Origin of the sequence: Pseudomonas sp. B21-031 (genome assembly GCF_024748985.1) — a bacterium.
Taxonomy (GTDB): Bacteria; Pseudomonadota; Gammaproteobacteria; order Pseudomonadales; family Pseudomonadaceae; genus Aquipseudomonas; species Aquipseudomonas kermanshahensis.
Map to the genome: position 1 here is coordinate 4,391,598 of NZ_CP087181.1, position 21,927 is coordinate 4,413,524.

A 21,927-nucleotide genomic window follows, 5' to 3' on the forward strand; every position below is an offset into this window, starting at 1 on the left:
GTTTGGCAATACAGACTGTTCAAAACCCCATGGATATCCAACGAATCTGGCGTGACTCCCTCGACCTCTGGGGCACCCTCGATCAACATCCCATGCTCCACGCCGCCATCGGCCTGGCCGTCCTGCTGCTGATTTCTCTAGTCGTCGGCCGCCTTTCGCGCTTCCTGATGCTGCACGGCACCCGCCTGCTGGCGCGCCAACAGGCGCTGAAATGGCTGGATGACCTGCGCCACAACAAAGTGTTGCACCGGCTGGCCCAGACCACACCGTCGCTGGTGCTGCAGTTTGGCCTGAAGTTGGTGCCGGAGCTGTCCGACACGGCGCAGCACTTCCTCGGCAACGTTGCCCTGGCCTTTACCCTGCTGTTCATGACCATGGCCCTGTCGTGCCTGCTGGATGCCTTGCTCGACATCTACGCGCGCACCGAGCATGCCCGCACCCGCTCGATCAAGGGCTATGTGCAACTGGCCAAGATGATGCTGTGGATCTTCGCCTCCATCGTCATCGTCGCCACGCTTATCGACCGCTCGCCGTTGCTGCTGCTGTCGGGCCTGGGTGCCATGTCGGCGGTGCTGCTGTTGGTCTACAAGGACACCCTGCTGTCGTTCGTGGCCAGTGTGCAATTGACCAGTAACGACATGCTACATGTGGGTGACTGGATCGAAATGCCACAGGTCGGTGCCGATGGCGATGTGGTGGACATCACCTTGCACACGGTGAAGGTGCAGAACTTCGACAAGACCATCGTCTCGATCCCGACCTGGCGCTTGATGAGCGAATCGTTCCGCAACTACCGCGGCATGCAGCAGTCAGGCGGCCGGCGCATCAAGCGCAGCCTGTTCATCGACGCGGCGGGTGTGCGTTTTCTGACCCGCGAAGAGGAACAGCGCCTGACCCAGGTGCGCCTGCTGGGCGACTACCTGGCTGGCAAACGCCAGGAGCTGCAAACCTGGAACGAAGCGCTGGGGCCGGTGGCCGAGCTGTCCGCCAACCGCCGCAAGCTGACCAATATCGGCACCTTCCGCGCGTTTGCGCTGGCTTACCTGAAGAATCACCCCAATGTGCATCAAGGCATGACCTGCATGGTCCGGCAGATGCAGACCACCGCCGAAGGGGTGCCGCTGGAGATCTACTGCTTCACCACCACCACGGTGTGGGCGGAGTACGAGCGGATTCAAGGGGATATCTTCGATTACCTGCTGGCGGTGTTGCCGGAGTTTGGCTTGAGCTTGTATCAACAGCCGAGTGGCAATGACATGCGGGTGGGGTTGAGCGGGCGAGTGCCGCACCGGTTGGAAGAGATGAGCGAGGCTTGAGATCGCCGGGGCTGCTTTGCAGCCCATTCGCAGCACAAGGCTGCTCCTGCAGGAGGTACGCGTCCACTGTAGGAGCAGCCTTGTGCTGCGAATGGGGCGCAAAGCGCCCCCGAATCACCCCGCGTAACCCAGCAGGTACAACAACCCGGTCAGGGTCACCAACGAAGCCACGGTCGACAACAGGATCGTCCGCGAAATCAGCCCCGCCTCGCGGTTGTAGTACTCCGCCAGCATGTACGGCCCGGTCCCGGTCGGCAGCGCCGCCAGCAGCACCGCCGAAGCCGCCCACATGCTCGGCAGGCTGAACACCTTGTACGCCAGCACCCAGGTCAGGGCCGGCTGCCCAACCAGTTTCAATCCCACCAACGGCCACGGGCTGGCTTGCGCACCCGCGCGCTTTTCTGCCAGGAATGCACCCAGCGATATCAAGGCGCACGGCGTGGTGGCCAACGCCAGCATGTCGAGAAAATGCATCACCGGCTCGGCCAGCCCCAACCCGCTCATGGCCCACCCAGCCCCCACCACCGGCGAAATCACCAGCGGGTTCTTCGCCAGCGCCTTGCTCACCACCAGCACCGCCCGGCCGACCTGCCGCTCGTCCTGCAACCCGACCTCAATAAAGGTCAGCGAAATGGCGAACACCAGGCACACCACGATCAACGACGAGATCAGCGCCGGCTGCAAGCCCGCCTGGCCGAACAGCATCAGACACAGCGGGATGCCGATGTAGCCGGTGTTGGCATACCCCGCGCTGAGCCCGTCGATGCTCGCCGCAACCAGGCTATGGCCGCTGTACAGCCGCCACGCCAGCGTGATCACGAACATGGCCAGCGCGCCCGTGCCAAACGCCACGATGAAGCCTGGGTGCCAGATCTCGCTCCAGGTCGCAGTGGCGGTCACCTTGAACAGCAAGGCCGGCAGGCAGAGCCAGACCACCATCTTGTTGATTTCGGCAGCGGCCTTGTCGCCGAGCTTGTTGGCGCGACGGCACAGGTAACCGACTAGGATGAGGGCGAAGATCGGCGCGACGATGACAAAGAGGGTATGCATATCAGGCCTTGCGGGTCAGCGCGGCGTCAGTGCGGCTACCCAACCGGCTCAACCACACCGACGCCAGAATCACCGCGCCCCCGATAAGCAACCGCCCCAATGGCTCGTGCTGGTTCCAGATCAACAGGTTGAGCAACAGCCCCACCGGCACGTGCAGGTTGTTCATCACGGCCAGCGTCGCCCCGGAAACCAGGCACGCACCCTTGTTCCACCAGTACAGGCCCAGCGCGGTCGGGCACAACCCGAGGAACAACAGCACCAGCCATTGCACATCGGTGCTTGGCAGGTGCTGGGCGTTGCCGAACAGCAGAAACGCCGGCAGCACGACGATCAAGGCCCCGAGGTAGAAGTAACCGAAGCGCTTGTAGTGCGGCAGGTCGCTGGGGTTTCGAGCGATCAGGTGACGGTACAGCACCTGGCCGGCGGCATAGGTGAAGTTGGCCAGTTGCAGTAGCAGGAAGCCGATGAAAAACTCACCACTGATGCTGTCGAAACGAATCACCGCGGCTCCCGCCACGGCCACCAGCGCGGCCAGTAATGCCCATGGGTTGAAACGCCGGTTCAAGGCATCTTCGATCAGGGTCACGTGCAACGGCGTGAGGATGGTGAACAACAGCACTTCCGGCACGGTGAGCACGCGAAAGCTCAGGTACAGGCAGACATAGGTAATGCCATATTGCAGCGCACCGATCAGCAGCATCGAACGCATGAAGCGCGGCTCGACCTGGCGCCAGCGGGTCAGCGGCAAGAACACCAGGCCCGCCAGCAGCACCCGCGCGAGCACGGCAAAGTAGCTGTCGACGTGCCCGGCCAGGTACTCGCCGATCAGGCTGAAGGAAAACGCCTGAATCAGCGCGACGATAATCAGGTAGCCCATGGTTGCCTCTCGTGGATCAAGGCGGCGACCTTAGCGGGTTGCGCCGCGTGAGTTCAACCATGAGAAGTGTGGGGGCTGTGCCGGGCCTTTCGCGGGCAAGCCTGCTCCCACAGGTACACCACGGGCCTTGAGAACAGTGAATTCCCTGTAGGAGCGGGCTTGCCCGCGAAAGGGCCGGCACAAGCAACCGAGAAATCCCAGGCATAAAAAAGCCCGGCCATCAGGCCGGGCAGGTACACCCAAAGGAGCAAAAACAGGTGTCAGGGTTGGGAATTCGTTGACGCTCAGGCCACCGCAGCCAGCTTGGCCTTGGCCTGGTTGATGCCCTTCTCGTGGAAGTCGCCGCTCATGTTCAAGCCCTCGGCATGGATGAAGTTCACATCGTGAATGCCGATGAACGCCATCACCTGGCGCAGGTAGGGTTCCTGGTGGTCGCTGGTGGCGCCGGCATGAATGCCACCGCGGGCAGTCAGGACGATGGCGCGCTTGCCAGTCAGCAGGCCCTGCGGGCCGGTCGGGGTGTACTTGAAGGTGATGCCGGCGCGCAGCACGTGGTCCAGCCAGGCCTTGAGGGTGCTGGGGATGGTGAAGTTGTACATCGGCGCAGCCATCACCAGCACGTCGGCCGCCAGCAGTTCATCCGTCAGCTCATTGGAGCGGGCCAGCGCTTCGAGTTCGGCGGCACTGCGCTGCTCTTCGGGCTTCATCCAGCCACCGAGCAGGTTGGCATCCAGGTGCGGCACCGAGGTCACAGCCAGGTCACGTACGGTGATCTCATCGCCCGGGTGGGCGGCCTGCCATTGCTGGATGAAGTCGCGGGTCAGTTGACGGGAAACGGAATCCTGCTGGCGGGCGCTGCTTTCGATGATCAGTACACGGGACATGGGGTGCCTCCATCGGCAAAAAGGGTGCGATTCGATGGAGGTGAGATTAAGGCTTGACCTATCGATAAAAAAGCGTAAAAAGTGGGTTCAATCAATCGATTAATCCGTTTATTCCGCTGTACAGTTCACGCTGATCCGCAATTTGATGATCTGGCGATTGAACTTGGCGGTGACGTCGACGCTTTTACCTGCCGGCACGTTCACCCGGCGCACCCGCGGCGCTTCAGGGCCGTTGCGGAACATCACCTTGCAAGCTGCAGGCACCTGCCCATAGTTGTTGAGGGTGATGGCGCCAATGTCGTAGGCGGTATCGTAGGCCGTGTAATCGAGCTTGACCCCGTCCAGTTGCTTCTCCACATCGATGGGGTAAGCCATGGCACCGAGGGGCAGGCACATCAGTATTGCCGCACAACATTTCTTCATGGGGCGCTCTCCTTGGAAGAGCGCAGCTTAGGACAACAGGAGCGAAACATGAAAGCGCCGCGCGTAACCCTTGATCAGTGGCGAACACTGCAAGCAGTGGTCGATCACGGGGGGTTTGCCCAGGCCGCCGAGGCGCTGCACCGTTCGCAGTCGTCGGTCAGCTACACCGTGGCCCGCATGCAAGAGCAGCTCGGTGTTCCGCTGCTGCGCATCGATGGGCGCAAGGCGGTGCTCACCGAGGCTGGCAACGTGCTGCTGCGCCGTTCACGCCACTTGGTCAAACAGGCCAGCCAGCTCGAAGACCTTGCCCATCACATGGAACAAGGCTGGGAAGCCGAGGTGCGCGTGGTGGTCGACGCCGCCTACCCCAGCGCCCGGCTGGTGCGTGCGCTGAGTGCGTTCATGCCGCAAAGCCGCGGTTGCCGGGTACGCCTGCGTGAAGAGGTGTTGTCGGGCGTCGAAGAAGTGCTACGCGAAGGCATCGCCGACCTGGCCATCAGCAGCTACAGCATCGGCGGCTACCTGGGCGCCGAACTGAGCGCGGTAGAGTTCATCGCCGTTGCCCACCCCGAACACAGCCTGCACCGCCTGGGCCGTGAAATTACCTTCCAGGACCTGGAAAGCCAGCTGCAGGTGGTGATCCGCGACTCTGGCCGCGCTCAACCGCTGGATGTCGGCTGGCTGGGCGCAGAACAGCGCTGGACCGTCGGCAGCTTGGGCACCGCCACCACCTTCGTCAGCAGCGGCCTGGGCTTTGCCTGGTTGCCGCGGCACATGATCGAACGCGAACTGCGTGAAGGTGTGCTCAAGCCGCTGCCGCTGGATCAGGGTGGCAGCCGTCACCCACTGTTCTACCTTTATTCGAGCAAAGAGAAGACCCTGGGCCCGGCTACGCAGATTCTCATCGACCTGCTGCGCAACTTCGACACCGCGCCTCTGGACGTGCCCTTCGCAGCCCCCCCACAAGCCTGAGAGGACCGCGCCCTTGGCCTATTTCGAACACGAAGGATGCTTACTGCATTACGAGGAATACGGCCAGGGCGAACCCTTGGTGTTGCTGCATGGTCTGGGCTCCAGCTGCCAGGACTGGGAGCTGCAGATACCGCTGTTGAGCCGCTACTACCGGGTCATCGTCATGGACATTCGCGGCCACGGCCGCTCCGACAAACCCCGCGACGGCTACCAGATCGCCACCTTCAGCGAAGACCTGCTGGCCCTGCTCGAACACCTGCAGACCGGCCCGGTGCACTTCGTGGGCCTGTCGATGGGCGGGATGGTCGGCTTCCAGTTTGCCGTCGATCACCCGCGCTGGCTGCGCAGCCTGTGCATTGTCAACAGCGCCCCGGAGGTGAAGCGCCGCACCCGCAGCGACTGGGCCTGGTGGGCCAAGCGTTGGGGCCTGGCACGCCTGCTCAGCGTCGAGACCGTGGGCAAAGGCCTGGCCCAGCGCCTGTTCCCCAAGCCCGGCCAAGCTGACCTGCGCCAGAAGATGGCGCAGCGCTGGGCACGCAACGACAAGCGCGCCTACCTCAAAAGCTTCGACGCCATCGTCGACTGGGGCGTGCAGGAACGCATCGGGCAAATTCGCTGTCCCACGCTGGTAATTGCCGCCGACCACGATTACACGCCGATACATCTGAAAGAGCGCTACGTTGCCCTGATCCCGCACGCCAGGCTGGTAGTCATCGACGATTCCCGGCACGCTACGCCCCTCGATCAACCCGAGGTCTTCAACCAGACCCTGCTGCAGTTTCTTGCAGCTGCTTCCACCTCTCAAGGATCTTTGAGCCCATGCTGAAAAAACTCCTGCTCACCGCCTGCTCGGTCGCCTTCGCCACCAGCGTCATGGCGTCCGACAAGACCCCTCACGTGTTGCTGGACACCAGCTTCGGTCAGGTCGAAATCGAGTTGAATGCCGAGAAGGCGCCGATCAGTACCAAGAACTTCCTCGAGTACGTCGACAGCGGCTTCTACAACAACACCATCTTCCACCGCGTGATCCCGGGCTTCATGGTCCAGGGCGGCGGCTTCACCGACCAGATGGTGCAAAAGAGCACCAAAGACCCGATCCGCAATGAAGCCAGCAATGGCTTGCAGAACACCCGCGGTACCCTGTCCATGGCCCGCACCTCGGACCCGAATTCGGCCACCAGCCAGTTCTTCATCAACGTGGCTGACAACGACTTCCTCAACCCAGGCCGTGACCGTGGTTATGCCGTGTTCGGCAAGGTGACCAAAGGCATGGAAGTGGTCGACCAGATCGTCAACTCACCGACCACCGTGAAAAAGGGCATGCGCGACGTGCCGGCCGATCCGGTCTATATCAAGTCCGCCAAACGTATCGACTGAATGCAGGTTTCACAGGGACGTGAACCCGCCTGAAGGCCGGACCAACAGGAGTGTTGTCACCCATGCTGTACCGCCGTTTCGAACGACTCATCGACATTTTTCGCGAGGCACCGAGCGAAGCACCGCCGAGTACGGTGTGGCCGTTTTATCTGTATTACCTGCGCCAGGTCTGGCCAAGCTTTGCCGCCCTGCTGGTGGTCGGCCTGGTCGCTTCGTTGATCGAAGTGGCGATGTTCAGCTACCTGAGCCGCATCATCGACCTGGCCCAAGGCACGCCCAATGCCAACTTCTTCAGCGAACACAGCGGTGAGCTGATCTGGATGCTGGTGGTGATCCTGCTGCTGCGCCCGCTGTTCTTCGGCCTGCACGACCTGCTGGTACACCAGACCATCAACCCGGGCATGACCAGCCTGATCCGCTGGCAAAACCACTCTTATGTGCTCAAGCAGAGCCTGAACTTCTTTCAAAGCGATTTCGCCGGGCGTATTGCCCAGCGCATCATGCAAACCGGCAACTCGCTGCGCGATTCGGCGGTACAGGCAGTGGACGCCCTGTGGCACGTGCTGATCTATGCCGTCAGCTCGCTGGTCCTGTTCGCCGAAGCCGACTGGCGCCTGATGCTGCCGCTACTGGCGTGGATCGCCTGCTACATCGCCGCACTGTTCTACTTCGTGCCGAGGGTAAAGGCGCGCTCGGTAATTTCGTCCGACGCACGCTCCAAACTGATGGGGCGCATCGTCGACGGCTACACCAATATCGCCACCCTCAAGCTGTTCGCCCACACCGACTACGAACAGCAGTACGCCCGTGAGGCAATCCGCGAACAGACCGAAAAAACGCAGCTCGCCTCGCGGGTGATCACCAGCATGGACGTGGTCATCACCACCCTCAACGGCTTGCTGGTGGTCGGCACTACCGGCCTGGCGCTGTGGCTGTGGAGCCAGTCGCTGATCACCGTGGGGGCAATTGCCCTGACCACCGGCCTGGTGATCCGCATCGTCAACATGTCGGGCTGGATCATGTGGGTGGTCAACGGCATCTTCGAGAACATCGGCATGGTCCAGGACGGCCTGCAAACCATCGCCCAGCCGGTCACCGTCACCGACAAGCCCAATGCGCCGGCGCTGAAGGTGAGCCGTGGCGCGGTGCATTTCGACGATGTGGACTTCCACTACGGCAACGCCAGCAACGTGATCGAAGGGCTCAATTTGAACATCCGCCCGGGCGAGAAGATTGGCCTGATCGGCCCTTCTGGCGCGGGCAAATCGACCTTGGTGAACCTGCTGCTGCGGCTGTATGACGTGCAGGGTGGGCGTATCCTCATCGATGGCCAGGACATCGCCGAAGTGAGCCAGGCCAGCCTGCGTGCGCAGATCGGCATGATCACCCAGGACACCTCGCTGTTGCACCGCTCGATCCGTGACAACCTGCTGTACGGCCGCCCAGAGGCCAGCGAAGCGGCACTGCTTGAAGCCGTACGCCGCGCCCGCGCCGACGAGTTCATCCCGCAGTTGACCGACGCCCAAGGGCGCACCGGCTTCGATGCGCATGTGGGCGAGCGTGGGGTCAAGTTGTCTGGCGGCCAGCGTCAACGTATCGCGATTGCCAGGGTGTTGTTGAAGAACGCACCGATCCTGATCATGGACGAGGCCACTTCAGCGCTGGACTCTGAGGTTGAAGCGGCGATCCAGGAGAGCCTGGAAACGCTCATGCAGGGCAAGACCGTGATCGCCATCGCCCACCGGCTTTCGACCATTGCCCGGATGGACCGGCTGGTGGTGCTGGACAAAGGGCATATCGTCGAGAGTGGCAGCCACAGTGAATTGCTGGCGCAGCAAGGGTTGTATGCGCGGTTGTGGCATCACCAGACCGGCGGGTTTGTTGGGGTGGATTGAGATGTGCGGTTGCCTGCACCGGCCTCTTCGCGGGCAACTTGTTATTCAATCCCTGCGGTAAGGCAACATCCCCCGCGCCTCTTCGGCATACCCCTGCACCCCTTCCCGCTCCTGCAACAAAAAACCTTCCACCGCCCGCCGCAACCCGGGATGCAGCAGGTAATGCCACGACCGCGTCAGCACCGGCTCGAACCCTCGGATCAACTTGTGCTCACCCTGGGCCCCCGCATCGAACCGCTGCAGGCCTTCAGCAATGGCAAAGTCCATGCCCTGGTAGAAGCACGTTTCAAAGTGCAGCCGGTCGAACTCATCCAGGCATCCCCAGTAACGGCCATACAGGCTGTCGCCGCCCACCAGGCTCAGGGCCATGGCCACGTCACGCCCACCTTGCCTGGCCATCACCACCCGCAGCGCCTCGGGCATGCGCTCGGCCAGCAGGCTGAAGAACTCACGGGTCAGATACGGCGCGCGCCGGCGCACTGCATAGGTGTTGGCGTAGCACAGGTAGACGAAGTCCCACTGCGCCTCACCCAGTTCATCACCCCTGTACCACTGAAAATCGATACCCTGCCCGGCCACTTGCTCGCGCTCTTTGCGCATTTGTTTGCGCTTGCGCGAGCTGAGCGTGTCGAGAAAGTCCTGGAAGTCCCGATAGCCTCGGTTGCGCCAGTGGAACTGGCAACCCAGCCGTTCCATCCAGCCTGGCAAGCCGGCCATCTGCTGGTCCAGTGCCGGGTCGGTGAAGTTGATGTGCGCCCCAGAGAGCCCGCCCTTGCCCAGGTACTCGGGCAGCGCTTGCAACACCAGCAAGCCATCGGCGGGGTCGGCGGCCAGCAGGCGTGGACCGCTGACCGGGCTGAACGGCACGGCGCCCAGCAGCTTGGGGTAATAGGCAATGCCTGCCCGCTCACAGGCATCGGCCCAGCCGTGGTCGAACACGTATTCGCCAAACGAATGCCACTTGCGGTAGGCCGGCAGCACGGCGCGTACCTGCCCTTCACGCTCCAGCACCAGGTGCTCGGCAGCCCAGCCGGTGGAGGGAGCAACGCTGCCACTGTCCTCCATCGCGGTGAGAAAGGCGTGGCGCAGAAACGGTTGGCCCGCAGGCACCAGGGCATCCCAGGTGGCCGCGGGAAGATCACGCAGATGAGCAAGGCTGTACAGGCTGGTCACGGTTTCGACTCGCTGTCTTAAGGCCCTCAGTATCCCGGAAGAATGGCCCATCACTCAAATGACGATCACCCGGCCAATCCGTTCATTGCCGATTACTTAACAACAGTGCCACTAATTAGACATTAATCTGTCATTCCCCCCCGCAATACTTGCGCCTGTTTTCCGGAACCCCAGAACCTGTCTATTCAGGCCCTTTCCGAAGACATGCCAACACAGGGGCGGGCGCTGAGCCTCCCCCATTTTTTTCTAGTAGGGAGAACCTTATGCGTCTTGTTTCCACACTTACCGGAGTGAGCCTCACCGGCATGATGCTGGCTCTGAGTACTCCGGCCAGTGCTGCTGTCGACGCCAAGCTGCTCGAAATGCTCCGCGCCAATGGCTCGATCAACCAGGCGCAGTACAACGAACTGCAAGGCGATCTGGCAAAAGAGACCAAGGAAAAGGCCGACCAGAAAGCGCAGTCCGAGCGTATGAGTTCCTTTGAACAAAAAGTGGCATGGGCCGCCAAGACCCAGATCAAGGGAGATGTGCGCCTGCGTTACGAAGACGTCAACGTTGACGACCCGAACAGCAGCAGCGGTAACCAGGACCGCCAGCGCGTCCGTGCCCGTGTCGGCTTCTACAGCGAGATCAACCCGCAAGTCGATGCTGGCGTGCGTATCGCCACCGGCAGCAGCGCCGACCGCCGCTCGACCAACCAGAGCTTCGACAATTATTTCGACAAGAAATCGCTGTGGGTCGACCTGGCCTACCTCGACTGGCACCCTACCGCAGTGCCAAACCTGCACCTGATCGGCGGCAAGATGCCACAGCCGTGGGTGAGCATGGGCGATATCATCTGGGACAGCGACATCAACCCAGAAGGCGTGGCCGCGACCTACAAGGCTGACCTGGGCGGTGCCGAAGTGTTTGCCAGTGCCGGTCAGTACACCCTCAAAGACAACGTCGACGGCGATGGCGTGCAGTACAAGCACGATGCGCAGGTCTACCACGGCCAGCTGGGCGCCAAGTTCGCCCCTGCCGACGTGCTGAAAGTCACTGTGGGTGCGAGCATCTATGGCTACGACAACGACAAGGAAGCGGCCATTCTGCAGTCGTTCGGCAACACCACCAATGAGTTCAACCTGGTGGAAGGCTTCGGTCAGCTCGACTTCACTGGCTTCGCCATCCCGCTGTCGGCCTACGGCCAATACGTGAAAAACACCGAGAGCACCGACGGTGAAGACCAGGCCTGGCTGGCCGGTCTGAAAACCAAGGTCGGCGCTTGGAGCCTGGACTACAACTACCGCGATGTTCAACGTAACGCCGTGGTCAGCCTGTTCACCGACTCCGATTTCGGCAACGGCTTCACCGGCTCTCGCGGCCACAAGTTCAAGGTCGGTTACGAGATCGACAAGAACTTCTCGCTGGGCGCGGCGTACCTGATGGCCAAGACCGATCTGTCGCAGCTGCCGAACAGCAATGCTGACGTAGACACGCTGCAGGTAGACCTGGAAGCCAAGTTCTAAGCAACCGCTTCACTGCTTCACTCAAGGCGGGAAATGCCGACCCCATCCGGTATTTCCTGCCTTTTTTTGTCTGTGACATTGTAGGGGGCTGCTTTGCAGCCCATTCGCAGCACAAGGCTGCTCCTACAGGTGCGGTTCGCGCTCCCCTGTAGGAGCAGCCTTGTGCTGCGAATGGGCCGCAAAGCGGCCCCGGCAATCAGCGTTTACGCAGAATCACGCTACCCACCGAATACCCCGCGCCAAACGAGCTCAGCACGCCCACCGCACCCTCGGCCAGGTCATCTTGGTACAGGTGGAAAGCAATCACCGACCCCGCCGAACTGGTGTTGGCATAACGGTCCAGAATCACCGGTGCCTCTTCCTCGGTGGCTTCACGCCCCAGCAGCTTCTTGACGATCAGGTGGTTCATGCTCAGGTTGGCCTGGTGCAACCAGAAGCGCTTGACGTCGCTCGGCTGCAGGTCATTCGCTTCAAGGTGCTCACCGATCAGCTCAGCCACCTTGGGGCACACTTCACGGAACACCTTGCGGCCTTCCTGGATGAACAGCTTGTCCGCAGTACCTTCCCCCTCCTCCGCCGCGCGGTTGAGGAAACCGAAGTTGTTACGGATGTTGTTGGAAAACCCGGTCCACAACTTGCTGCTGACAATCTCGAACTGGTGCTTCGAGGTGGCGTGGTCAGCTCGCTCGATCAGCACGGCGGTAGCGGCATCACCGAAGATGAAGTGGCTGTCGCGGTCGCGGAAGTTCAGGTGGCCGGTGCAGACCTCGGGGTTGACCATCAGTACCGAACGCGCCTGGCCCAGCTGCACGCTGTTGGCGGCGGTCTGGATGCCGAAAGTGGCTGACGAGCAGGCCACGTTCATGTCGAAGGCAAAGCCCTCGATGCCAAGCTCCTTTTGCACTTCGATGGCAATGGCCGGGTATGGGCGCTGCAGGTTGGAGCACGCGACGATCACACCATCGACATCGGCAGCGGTACGGCCCGCACGTTCAAGCGCCTGGCGAGCAGCGGCCACAGCCATTTCACACAGAATCGACGGCTCGTCATTGGAGCGCTCTGGCAGGCGTGGCTTCATGCGTTGCGGGTCGAGGATGCCAGCCTTGTCCAGCACGAAGCGGCTCTTGATGCCCGAGGCCTTCTCGATGAAAGCGGCGTCGGACAGCGGCGCTGCCTCGACCTCGCCGCGCTCGATGGCGGCGGCGTTGTCGTGGTTGAACTGCTGCGCCCACGTGTTGAAGGACTCCACCAGTTCTTCGTTGGAAATGCTCTGGGCCGGGGTATACAGGCCGGTGCCGCTGATCACGACGTTATGCACGGTCGTTCCTCTGGTCAAAGGCCATCGCCACGGGGCGCTGGCTGGAAAATGCGTAATAGCACTTTAGTGCCAATTTAGTGGCGAGGGCTGCGCTCCCTGTAGGAGCGGGCTTGCCCGCGAAGGGCCGCAACGCGGCCCCAAACTGCACCAATATTGCCACAATTCAGGAAGTTTAACCTTCCACCTGACTCCACTGTTTGCTGAGACGCTTGTCAGAAATCGGCACTTTGGTACCCAGCTGCTGAGCGAACAAAGACACCCGGTATTCCTCCAGCAACCAACGGTACAGCGTCAGTTGCTCATCACGCTTGCCCTCCTGGGCATGCTTGTCGGCGCGTGTCTTGTACTGGGCCCAAAGGTTTGCCAGCTCGCCACTCCAGACGCGGTCCTTCTGCACCTGCGAGCCGAGCTTCTCCAAGCGTAACTCCACGGCCTTGAGGTAACGCGGCAACTCCTTGAACCAGGCGCCCGGGGTTTCGCGAACGAAGCCCGGGTAGACCAGGTTGGCCAGCTGTTGCTTGATGTCGTTCAGCGCCACCGCCTGGCTCAGGTCGATCTTGCCTTTGAAGCGCTTCTGCAGCCCGTGCCACAACTTGAGCACTTCCAAGGTCTGGCGCGCCAGGCGCTCAGCGTGCTCGGCCCAACTGCCACGTTTGCGCTCGGCCAACCCGGCCAAGGCGGCACCGTCGCGCGGCAGCGGGTGCTCACCCTCAAGGATGCAGCTGTCCAGGCTGGCCAGCAGAATGTCTTCGACCAGTGCCTCGACACGGCCCAGCTCGCGGTACAGCAAGCCCAGTTCGGTCAGCCCGGGCAGCTTGCCACGCAAAAACTTGGCAGGCTCCGCCAACTGTTGCAGCAACAAGCGCTGCAAGGCGCGACGGTGCTGGAACTCGGCTTCGGCCTGGGTCGAGAAACGCCCTTCGCGCACCGTGCCGTTTTCGTCCACCAGCGCCGGGTAGACGGTCATCGACAGCCCGGCGATCTTCTGCTGGGTGCTCTGCGCCACTTCACTGAAGGCCTTGGCCTGCACCGGGCGTTCGGCGTTCTCGCTGCGTGGCACGGCCAATGCGGCCTGGCTGGCGGCGACAAAGCGTGCGGTCAGCTCGGCCAGGTCGCGGCCTTCGCCGAGGAACTTGCCCTGGCCATCGACCACTTCGATGTTCATCCGCAGGTGGCCTTCGACCAAGTTGACCGATTCTGCCCAGGCCTCGTCGGACACGCGCGCACCGGTCATGCGCAGCAGCTCCTGGCCCAACGCCTGGGGCAACGCGCCCTGGCCGAAGGTCATGCGCGCCAGCGCGGCCTTGACGAAGTCCGGTACCGGCACGAAATTCTTGCGCAGGGCCTTGGGCAGGTTGCGCACCAGCGCCACGCACTTGGCTTCGATCAGGCCCGGCACCAGCCATTCCAGGCGCTCGCCCGGCAAGCTTGGCAACAGCGGCGCCGGTACGCGCACGGTCACACCGTCGCGGGGGTGGCCCGGTTCGAAGTGGTAGGTCAACGACAGGCGCAAGTCCCCTACCTGCAGGCTGTCCGGGTACTGCGCTGCAGTGACTTCACTGGCTTCACGCGCCAGCACGTCTTCCTCGCGCATGATCAGCAGGTTGGCGTCCTTCTGGCTGGTCATGCGGTACCAGGCATCGAAGGTCGCGGTCTGGTGGATTTCCTCGGGCAGGCGCGCTTCGTAGAACGCGTAGAGGGTCTCTTCATCGGCGAGAATATCGCGCCGACGGGCCTTGGCCTCCAGTTCGTCGAGCTGTTCGAGCAGGCGTTTGTTGGCCGCCAGGCACTTGGCCCGCGACTGGATCTCGCCGCCCACCAGCCCCTCGCGGATGAACAGCTCGCGGGAGGTCACCGGGTCGATCGGGCCAAAGTGCACCGGCCGGCGCCCCACCAGAATCAGCCCATACAAGGTGATCTGCTCATAGGCCACCACTTGCCCGCGCTTTTTCTCCCAGTGCGGTTCGAAGTGGTTCTTCTTGACCAGGTGGGTGGCCAGCGGCTCGATCCAGTCGGGCTCGATCTTGGCGACCACCCGCGCGTACAGTTTGGTGGTCTCTACCAGTTCCGCCGCCATGACCCACTGCGGGCGCTTGCGTCCCAAGCCCGAGGACGGGTGGACCCAGAAACGCCGCTGACGGGCACCTTGGTAGTCGCCCTCTTCCGTCTTCTGGCCGATCTGGCTGAGCAGGCCGCTGAGGATGGCCTTGTGCATCCGCTGGTAATCGGACGGTTCCTTGTTGACCGTCAATTGCAGGTCACGGCAAATCAGCGCCAGCTGGCGGTGGGCATCGCGCCATTCGCGCAGGCGCAGGTAATTGAGGAAGTTCTTCCGGCACCAGTTACGCAACGGGTTGGCCGTCAACGCCTGGCGCTGTTCTTCGAAGCCACGCCACAGGTTGACCAGTGCGGCGAAGTCGGAATCGACGTCCTTCCACTGAGCATGCGCCTGGTCGGCCGCCTGCTGGCGCTCCGGCGGCCGCTCGCGCGGGTCTTGCACCGACAGGGCGCTGGTGACGATCAACACTTCCTGCAGGCTGCCCTGGCGGGCGCCTTCAAGCAGCATGCGGCCCAGCCGTGGGTCGATCGGCAAGCGCGCCAGCTGTCGCCCTAGCGGGGTCAACTGGTTCTCGCGGTTGACCGCCGAGAGCTCCTGCAACAGGTTGAAACCGTCGCTGATGGCCTTGCCATCCGGCGGCTCAATGAACGGGAACGCATCGATCGCACCCAGGCGCAGGTGCAGCATCTGCAGGATTACCGCCGCGAGGTTGGTGCGCAGGATCTCTGGGTCGGTGAACGCCGGCCGGCCGTTGAAATCCTCTTCGCTATACAAGCGTACGCAGATGCCCGGTTCGACCCGGCCGCAGCGGCCCTTACGCTGGTTGGCGCTGGCCTGCGATACCGCCTCGATCGGCAGGCGCTGGACCTTGGCGCGGTAACTGTAGCGGCTGATGCGAGCGGTGCCGGTGTCGATCACATAACGAATGCCCGGCACGGTCAGCGAAGTCTCGGCGACGTTGGTGGCCAGGATCACGCGGCGCCCGGTGTGCGACTGGAAAATGCGCTGCTGCTCGGCGGGCGACAGGCGCGCATACAGCGGCAGAATCTCGGTATGGCGCAGTTGCGCCTTGCGCAGGATCTCGGCGGCATCGCGAATTTCCCGCTCGCCCGGCAAGAAGATCAGCACATCGCCAGGCCCCTTGCCCTCGCTGCGCTCATGCTGCGCCAGTTCGTCCAGGGTGGCGAGGATCGCCTGGTCGACGGTGAGGTCTTCCTCGATCTGGTTGCCTTCCTCGTCCTGCTCGCTGGTCAGCGGGCGGTACCAGGTTTCGACCGGGAAGGTGCGCCCCGACACCTCGATGATCGGTGCGCCATCGAAGTGCTGGGAGAAGCGCTCAAGATCGATGGTCGCCGAGGTGATGATCAGCTTCAGTTCCGGGCGGCGGTGCAGCAGGGTCTTGAGGTAGCCGAGCAGGAAGTCGATGTTGAGGCTACGTTCGTGAGCCTCGTCGACGATGATCGTGTCGTAGCGTTCAAGGAAGCGGTCGTGCTGGGTTTCGGCCAGCAGGATGCCGTCGGTCATCAGTTTGACCAGGGTATTGGCATCACTCTGGTCCTCGAAACGCACCTGGTAGCCGACCAGCCCGCCCAGCGGCGTGCCGAGTTCTTCGGCGACACGGGTAGCGACGCTGCGCGCGGCGATACGACGTGGCTGGGTGTGAGCGATCAGGCCATGGCTACCGCGACCCAACTCGAGGCAGATTTTCGGCAACTGAGTGGTCTTGCCCGAGCCGGTCTCACCGGCAATCACCAGCACCTGATGCTCGGCCAGCGCCTTTTTGATCTCGTCACGCTTGGCGGCAATCGGCAGGCTGTCGTCATAGCGCACGTTTGGCACGCTTTGCTGGCGTGCGGTGACCTGCGCGCAGGAGGCCTGGACCTTTTCCACCCACTGGGCGAGCTTCGCTTCGTCCGGGCGTTTGCGCAGCTCGTGCAGTTGCCGACGCAGACGGTGGCGGTCGGCGATCATGGCGTGGTCGAGGTTTTTCAGGAGCTGGTCGATGGCTTGGTCTGTCATGGGGCTTTTTAGTGATGCAGGTGAGCCTGCTTTTTCATGATCGGCATTTGAAGAGGCGCGATTGTCGCAGATTTGAGGGTTCTTTGCTGTCCGCGCTGGCCCCACCTTCTGTTTGTAGGAGCAGCCTTGTGCTGCGAAGAGGCCGGTGACAACAAAGGTGATGTCGGTTGCTATCACCGGCCTCTTCGCAGCACAAGGCTGCTCCTACAACGCTCAGGCAAGCGCGCTATGTTTAGTGAAGGCTGATGTAAAGGTTGCCATTCACTGCTTTAATCAACCTTACGCCGCATGTGAGTATCAAAGGCATGACTCCCGCCCAGCCTATCGCCCCACCGTCGTCCCGCCCTTCGCTGCCGAAGGCCAGGAGCCGTGCTGGGGAAAATCCGCTGGTCCACATCATCCTCGCCTTCTGGGCTTTGTGGCACTGCCGTCACGCGCGCCCACCGGACACTTCGCTCACGCCATTGTGACCCAACCCGGCCACCGTCTGGCCGTTTGACTCAACTGGGCCGCCTGCATGCGCGGTGGCCCTGTGCGCCCGTGAGCGAATTCATCATGCACTTTGCACCCGTAGAGCACGCCAGCCAATTCCTGGCCGACAACCCCGATATCGAGCTGTTCGAGCTGTTCATCCTCGACGCCAACGGCGTCCCCCGCGGCAAGCTGCTGCACCGCGAGGAACTGCTGGCGGTTTACCAGACCGGACGCCCGCTGCCCAGCACGATCCTGGGCCTGACCCTCAATGGCGATGACGTCGAAAACTCTGGCCTGGTCTGGGACGTTGGCGACATCGACTGCCGCGCCTACCCGCTGGAAGGGAGCTTGGTGCGCCTGCCCTGGCGGCGTGTACCCACCGCCGCGGTGCAGGTCAGCATGCACCCCAGCGAAGGCCTGCCGGCGAGCATTGCCGACCCACGCCATGTGCTGTTGCGCACGATCGAAGCGCTCAAGGCCGATGGCTACCACCCGGTGATGGCGTGTGAGCTGGAGTTCTATCTGCTCGACCAAAAACGCGATGCCCAGGGCCGCCCGCAGCCGGCCCTGGACAACGATGGTGGGCGCCCGCGCAGTACGCAGGTGTATGGCCTGCGTGAACTGGAACAGATCGAGCCCTTCCTCGCCGACCTTTACGCCGCATGCAAAGCCCAGGGCATCCCCGCCCGCACGGCGATCTCCGAGTACGCACCTGGCCAGGTGGAAATCACCCTTGAGCACGGCGATGCACTGCTGGCCATGGACCAGGCCGTGCGCTACAAGCGCCTGGTCAAAGGCGTGGCCCATGCGCATGGCATGCAAGCCTGTTTCATGGCCAAACCCTTTGCACAACTGGCCGGCACCGGCATGCACATGCACCTGAGCCTGGTCGACAGCGCCGGCAACAACCTGTTCGCCAGCGAGGACAAGGCCGGTACGCCGTTGCTGCGCCACGCCGTGGCCGGCATGCTGCGCCACCTGCGCGATTCGCTGCTGCTGTTTTGCCCCAATGCCAACTCGTTCCGCCGCTTCCAGGCCAACAGCTACGCGCCACTGGCGCCCACCTGGGGCGTCGACAACCGCACGGTCAGCCTGCGCGTACCGGGCGGCCCGGCCAACAGCCGGCACGTGGAGCACCGCATCTGCGGTGCCGATGCCAACCCGTACCTGGCCGCAGCGGCCATCCTCGCCGCCAGCCACCGCGGCATCCGTGAACAGCTGGACCCTGGCGCCCCCGTTGAAGGCAACGGCTACGCCCAGGCCACCGAGCACTTGCCCACCGACTGGCTGACCGCCCTGGATGCCCTGCAGCATTCGGGCTGGGCCCGGGAGGCACTGGGCGAGGAATTTCTTGGGGTGTACCTGAAGGTCAAGCGCGCCGAGTACCGCCAGTTCATGGCCGAAGTCAGCGAACAGGACTGGCGCTGGTACCTGCACCAGGCCTGAGCCCCATTCATAACAAGGAACACCCATGAACGCAGCATTGAACAAGGGACCGGCCCAACGCGCGCCGTCCTATTACAGCGCCACCCTCAATGACCACACGCAGTACCCGACCCTCAAGGGCACCGTGCACGTCGACGTGGCCATCATCGGCGGTGGGTTCACCGGCGTGGCCACCGCAGTGGAGCTGGCAGAGCGCGGCCTGAAGGTGGCCATTGTCGAAACCAACCGCATCGGCTGGGGCGCCAGTGGGCGCAATGGCGGCCAGGTGACCGGCAGCTTGTCGGGCGACGAAGCCATGCGCACGCAAATGCGCGATCGCCTGGGCAGCGAGGTGGATGATTTTATCTGGCACCTGCGCTGGCGCGGGCACCAGGTCATCGAGCAACGGGTGGCACGCTACGGCATCGACTGCGACCTCAAGCGCGGCCACCTGCATGCCGCGATGAAGCCGTCGCACTTGAACGAACTGCGCGGTTTCGCGGCCGAGGCGGAGCGTCGCGGCATGGGCGACCAGGTCGAGATGCTTGACCGCAGCGCCATGGCCCAGCACCTGCAGAGCCCACTGTACCTGGGCGCCTTGAAAAACCGCCGCAACCTGCACCTGCACCCGCTCAACCTGTGCCTGGGCGAGGCCCGCGCCGCCCACAGCCTGGGCGCGTTGATCTTCGAGCATTCAGAGGTGCTGGACATCGTCCACGGCCCACGCCCAGCAGTGGTGACCGCCGAGGGGCGCATCGAAACCCGCCAGGTGATGCTGGCCGGCGATGTCTACCACAAGCTGGAGAAGCGCAAGCTCAAGGGCAAGATTTTCCCGGCCATGGGCGGCATCGTTACCACTGCGCCGCTGGGTGAACTGGCCGAGCAGATCAACCCGCAGGACCTGGCGGTCTATGACTGCCGCTTTGTCCTCGACTATTACCGCCTGACTGCCGACAAGCGCTTGCTGTTTGGCGGTGGCGCCAACTACTCCGGGCGTGATTCACGCGACATCGAAGGTGAACTGCGGCCCTGCATCGAACGCACCTTCCCGGCGCTCAAAGGGGTGCCGATCGAGTTCCAGTGGAGTTGCGCCATGGGCATCGTGGTCAATCGCATCCCGCAACTGGGCAAGCTCTCGGACAATGTCTGGTACTGCCAGGGCTACTCCGGGCATGGCATTGCCACCAGCCACATCATGGGCGAGATCATGGCCGAAGCACTGACCGGGACACTGGAGAAGTTCGACACCTTTGCGCAGTGCAAGCACGTGCGGGTGCCGATGGGGGATTTGCTGGGGAATCCGCTGTTGGCGGCAGGCATGTGGTACTACCAGATGCTCGAGAAATTGCGCTGATTTCACCGGCCCTTTCGCGGGCAAGCCCGCTCCTACAGTGAGATACCTGTAGGAGCGGGCTTGCCCGCGAAGGGCCAGCAAAGCCAGCCCAGAATACAGGCTCAAGCGATCTTCTTGAGCCCTTGCTTCTTCAGCTCTTCATCGCGCAACTCACGGCGCAGGATCTTGCCCACGTTGGTGGTCGGCAACGTATCGCGGAACTCGATGTAGCGCGGCACCTTATAGCCGGTGACATTGGCGCGCATGTGCTCCATCACCTGCTCCTTGGTCACGGTCATGCCCGGCTTGACCACGATGAACATTTTGATCACTTCGCCCGATTTTTCGTCGGGCACGCCGATGGCCGCACACTGCAGCACACCTGGCAGGCCGGCCAGCACGTCTTCCAGCTCGTTGGGGTACACGTTGAAACCGGAGACCAGGATCATGTCCTTCTTGCGGTCGACGATACGCATGTAGCCGTCCGGCTGGATCAACGCGATGTCGCCGGTCTTGAGCCAACCCGCGCTGTCGAGGATCTCGGCGGTGGCGTCTTCGCGCTGCCAGTAGCCCTTCATCACTTGCGGGCCCTTGATGCACAGCTCACCCACCTCGCCCAACGGCAGTTCATTGCCACTGTCGTCGATGATCTTGCACAGCGTCGAAGGTACCGGAATACCGATGGTGCCAACCTGGTTGGCCTCGGACGGGTTGACGGCGGCCACCGGGCTGGTTTCGGTCATGCCGTAACCTTCGCAGATGGCGCAACCGGTAACGGCCTTCCAGCGCTCGGCCACGCTCAATTGCAGGGCCATGCCGCCAGACAAGGTGATTTTCAACGCAGAGAAGTCCAGCGCGCGGAACCCCTCGTTGTTGCACAGGGCGACGAACAAGGTGTTGAGGCCAACGAAGCCGCTGAATTTCCACTTGCTCAGCTCTTTGACCATCGCCGGCAAATCACGCGGGTTGCTGATCAGCACGTTGTGGTTGCCGATCAGCATCATTGCCATGCAATGGAAGGTGAAGGCATAGATGTGGTAAAGCGGCAGCGGCGTGATCAGGATCTCGCAGCCTTCGTGCAGGTTCGAGCCCATCAGCGCCCGGCATTGCAGCATGTTGGCCACCAGGTTGCGGTGGGTCAGCATCGCGCCCTTGGCCACGCCCGTGGTACCGCCGGTGTATTGCAGCACGGCGACATCATTGGGTTGCGGGTTGGCCTCGGTGACCGGCTGGCCCTTGCCCAGCGCCAGTGTGTCGTTGAAGCGCACGGCACGCGGCAGGTCATAGGCCGGCACCATCTTCTTCACGTACTTGATCACACTGTTGATCAGCAGGCGCTTGAGCGGCGGCAGCAGGTCGGCCACTTCGGTGACGATGACATGCTTGACCTGGGTCTTGGGCACTACTTTTTCGGCCAGGTGGGCCATGTTGGCCAGGCACACCAGCGCCTTGGCACCGGAATCGTTGAACTGGTGCTCCATCTCCCGCGCGGTATACAGCGGGTTGGTGTTGACCACGATCAGCCCTGCACGCATGGCGCCGAATACCGCTACCGGGTATTGCAGGACGTTGGGCAGTTGCACGGCAATGCGATCACCCGGTTTCAGGTCGGTATGTTGCTGCAGCCAGGCGGCAAACGCCCCCGACAGCGCATACAGTTCGCCATAGGTGATAGTCTTGCCCAGGTTGCTAAAGGCCGGTTTGTCGGCAAAGCGTTGGCAGGATTGCTTGAGTACCGCCTGGATATTGGGGAATTCGTCAGGATTGATTTCCGCCGTAATCCCGGCTGGGTATTTATCCTTCCAAAAATGTTCGATCATGGAA

At 62.5% G+C, this 21,927-nt stretch carries 16 protein-coding genes; 8 read left to right on the forward strand and 8 right to left on the reverse strand.

Features of this window, described 5'->3' with window-relative positions:
* The first annotated feature begins 29 nt into the window (after positions 1 to 29).
* On the forward strand, positions 30 to 1,316 hold the full coding sequence (locus LOY53_RS19615; protein WP_099455004.1) for a mechanosensitive ion channel family protein: 1,287 nt from the start codon (positions 30 to 32) through the stop codon (positions 1,314 to 1,316).
* A gap of 114 nt (positions 1,317 to 1,430) precedes the next feature.
* Here LOY53_RS19615 and LOY53_RS19620 read toward each other — a convergent pair whose 3' ends face one another.
* The 4 genes from LOY53_RS19620 to LOY53_RS19635 all read right to left on the reverse strand — a co-directional run bounded on the left by LOY53_RS19620 (position 1,431) and on the right by LOY53_RS19635 (position 4,550).
* Positions 1,431 to 2,366 carry an AEC family transporter gene (locus LOY53_RS19620; protein WP_252825353.1) on the reverse strand — a complete coding sequence of 312 codons (936 nt, stop codon included), beginning with the start codon at positions 2,364 to 2,366 and terminating at the stop codon, positions 1,431 to 1,433.
* A gap of 1 nt (position 2,367) precedes the next feature.
* Positions 2,368 to 3,243 carry a carboxylate/amino acid/amine transporter gene (locus LOY53_RS19625; RefSeq protein WP_252825355.1) on the reverse strand — a complete coding sequence of 292 codons (876 nt, stop codon included), beginning with the start codon at positions 3,241 to 3,243 and terminating at the stop codon, positions 2,368 to 2,370.
* Positions 3,244 to 3,527: 284 nt separating this feature from the next.
* A complete protein-coding gene (locus LOY53_RS19630) occupies positions 3,528 to 4,127 on the reverse strand; it encodes an FMN-dependent NADH-azoreductase (RefSeq protein ID WP_252825356.1) in 600 nt (199 codons plus the stop codon).
* A gap of 108 nt (positions 4,128 to 4,235) precedes the next feature.
* Positions 4,236 to 4,550 (reverse strand): 3-phosphoglycerate kinase, encoded by a 315-nt coding sequence (locus tag LOY53_RS19635; RefSeq protein ID WP_099455007.1) that lies wholly within the window; start codon positions 4,548 to 4,550, stop codon positions 4,236 to 4,238.
* Between the two features lie 48 nt (positions 4,551 to 4,598).
* On the opposite strand from LOY53_RS19635, the gene LOY53_RS19640 reads away from it, so the two are divergent.
* The 4 genes from LOY53_RS19640 to LOY53_RS19655 all read left to right on the forward strand — a co-directional run bounded on the left by LOY53_RS19640 (position 4,599) and on the right by LOY53_RS19655 (position 8,794).
* Positions 4,599 to 5,522: a LysR family transcriptional regulator gene (locus LOY53_RS19640; RefSeq protein WP_027593141.1), complete on the forward strand. Its 924-nt coding sequence runs from the start codon at positions 4,599 to 4,601 to the stop codon at positions 5,520 to 5,522.
* A 13-nt stretch (positions 5,523 to 5,535) separates the two neighbouring features.
* Positions 5,536 to 6,348, forward strand: coding sequence for an alpha/beta fold hydrolase (locus LOY53_RS19645; RefSeq protein ID WP_252825358.1), 813 nt, complete (start codon positions 5,536 to 5,538; stop codon positions 6,346 to 6,348).
* Positions 6,342 to 6,899 carry a peptidylprolyl isomerase gene (locus LOY53_RS19650; protein ID WP_252825359.1) on the forward strand — a complete coding sequence of 186 codons (558 nt, stop codon included), beginning with the start codon at positions 6,342 to 6,344 and terminating at the stop codon, positions 6,897 to 6,899. Before LOY53_RS19645 ends, LOY53_RS19650 begins: the two co-directional genes overlap by 7 nt.
* 62 nt (positions 6,900 to 6,961) lie before the next feature.
* Complete coding sequence (locus LOY53_RS19655) at positions 6,962 to 8,794, forward strand: ABC transporter ATP-binding protein (RefSeq protein WP_252825361.1); 1,833 nt, start codon at positions 6,962 to 6,964, stop codon at positions 8,792 to 8,794.
* 45 nt (positions 8,795 to 8,839) lie between these two features.
* On the opposite strand, the gene LOY53_RS19660 is transcribed toward LOY53_RS19655, so the two are convergent.
* Positions 8,840 to 9,967: a GNAT family N-acetyltransferase gene (locus tag LOY53_RS19660; RefSeq protein WP_258703157.1), complete on the reverse strand. Its 1,128-nt coding sequence runs from the start codon at positions 9,965 to 9,967 to the stop codon at positions 8,840 to 8,842.
* A gap of 263 nt (positions 9,968 to 10,230) precedes the next feature.
* Between LOY53_RS19660 and LOY53_RS19665 the strand changes: the two genes are divergently transcribed.
* The gene (locus LOY53_RS19665; RefSeq protein WP_027593146.1) at positions 10,231 to 11,475 is read left to right on the forward strand and encodes a putative porin; all 1,245 of its coding nucleotides are present in this window, start codon (positions 10,231 to 10,233) and stop codon (positions 11,473 to 11,475) included.
* A gap of 196 nt (positions 11,476 to 11,671) precedes the next feature.
* On the opposite strand, the gene LOY53_RS19670 is transcribed toward LOY53_RS19665, so the two are convergent.
* Positions 11,672 to 12,793 carry a beta-ketoacyl-ACP synthase III gene (locus LOY53_RS19670; RefSeq protein WP_258703158.1) on the reverse strand — a complete coding sequence of 374 codons (1,122 nt, stop codon included), beginning with the start codon at positions 12,791 to 12,793 and terminating at the stop codon, positions 11,672 to 11,674.
* A 172-nt stretch (positions 12,794 to 12,965) separates the two neighbouring features.
* Positions 12,966 to 16,871, reverse strand: coding sequence for an ATP-dependent RNA helicase HrpA (hrpA, locus tag LOY53_RS19675; RefSeq protein ID WP_258703159.1), 3,906 nt, complete (start codon positions 16,869 to 16,871; stop codon positions 12,966 to 12,968).
* Positions 16,872 to 17,426: 555 nt separating this feature from the next.
* On the opposite strand from hrpA, the gene LOY53_RS19680 reads away from it, so the two are divergent.
* Both LOY53_RS19680 and LOY53_RS19685 read left to right on the forward strand, forming a co-directional pair.
* Positions 17,427 to 18,791, forward strand: a complete 1,365-nt coding sequence (locus LOY53_RS19680; RefSeq protein ID WP_258703160.1) for a glutamine synthetase family protein — start codon at positions 17,427 to 17,429, stop codon at positions 18,789 to 18,791.
* A 25-nt stretch (positions 18,792 to 18,816) separates the two neighbouring features.
* Entirely contained in the window at positions 18,817 to 20,124 is a 1,308-nt protein-coding gene (locus tag LOY53_RS19685) for an FAD-binding oxidoreductase (protein ID WP_258703161.1), read from the forward strand.
* A gap of 101 nt (positions 20,125 to 20,225) precedes the next feature.
* Here the strand turns inward: LOY53_RS19685 and fadD1 are convergent, their stop codons facing one another.
* The gene (fadD1, locus tag LOY53_RS19690) at positions 20,226 to 21,923 is read right to left on the reverse strand and encodes a long-chain-fatty-acid--CoA ligase FadD1 (RefSeq protein WP_252825370.1); all 1,698 of its coding nucleotides are present in this window, start codon (positions 21,921 to 21,923) and stop codon (positions 20,226 to 20,228) included.
* Between the last annotated feature and the right edge of the window lie 4 nt (positions 21,924 to 21,927).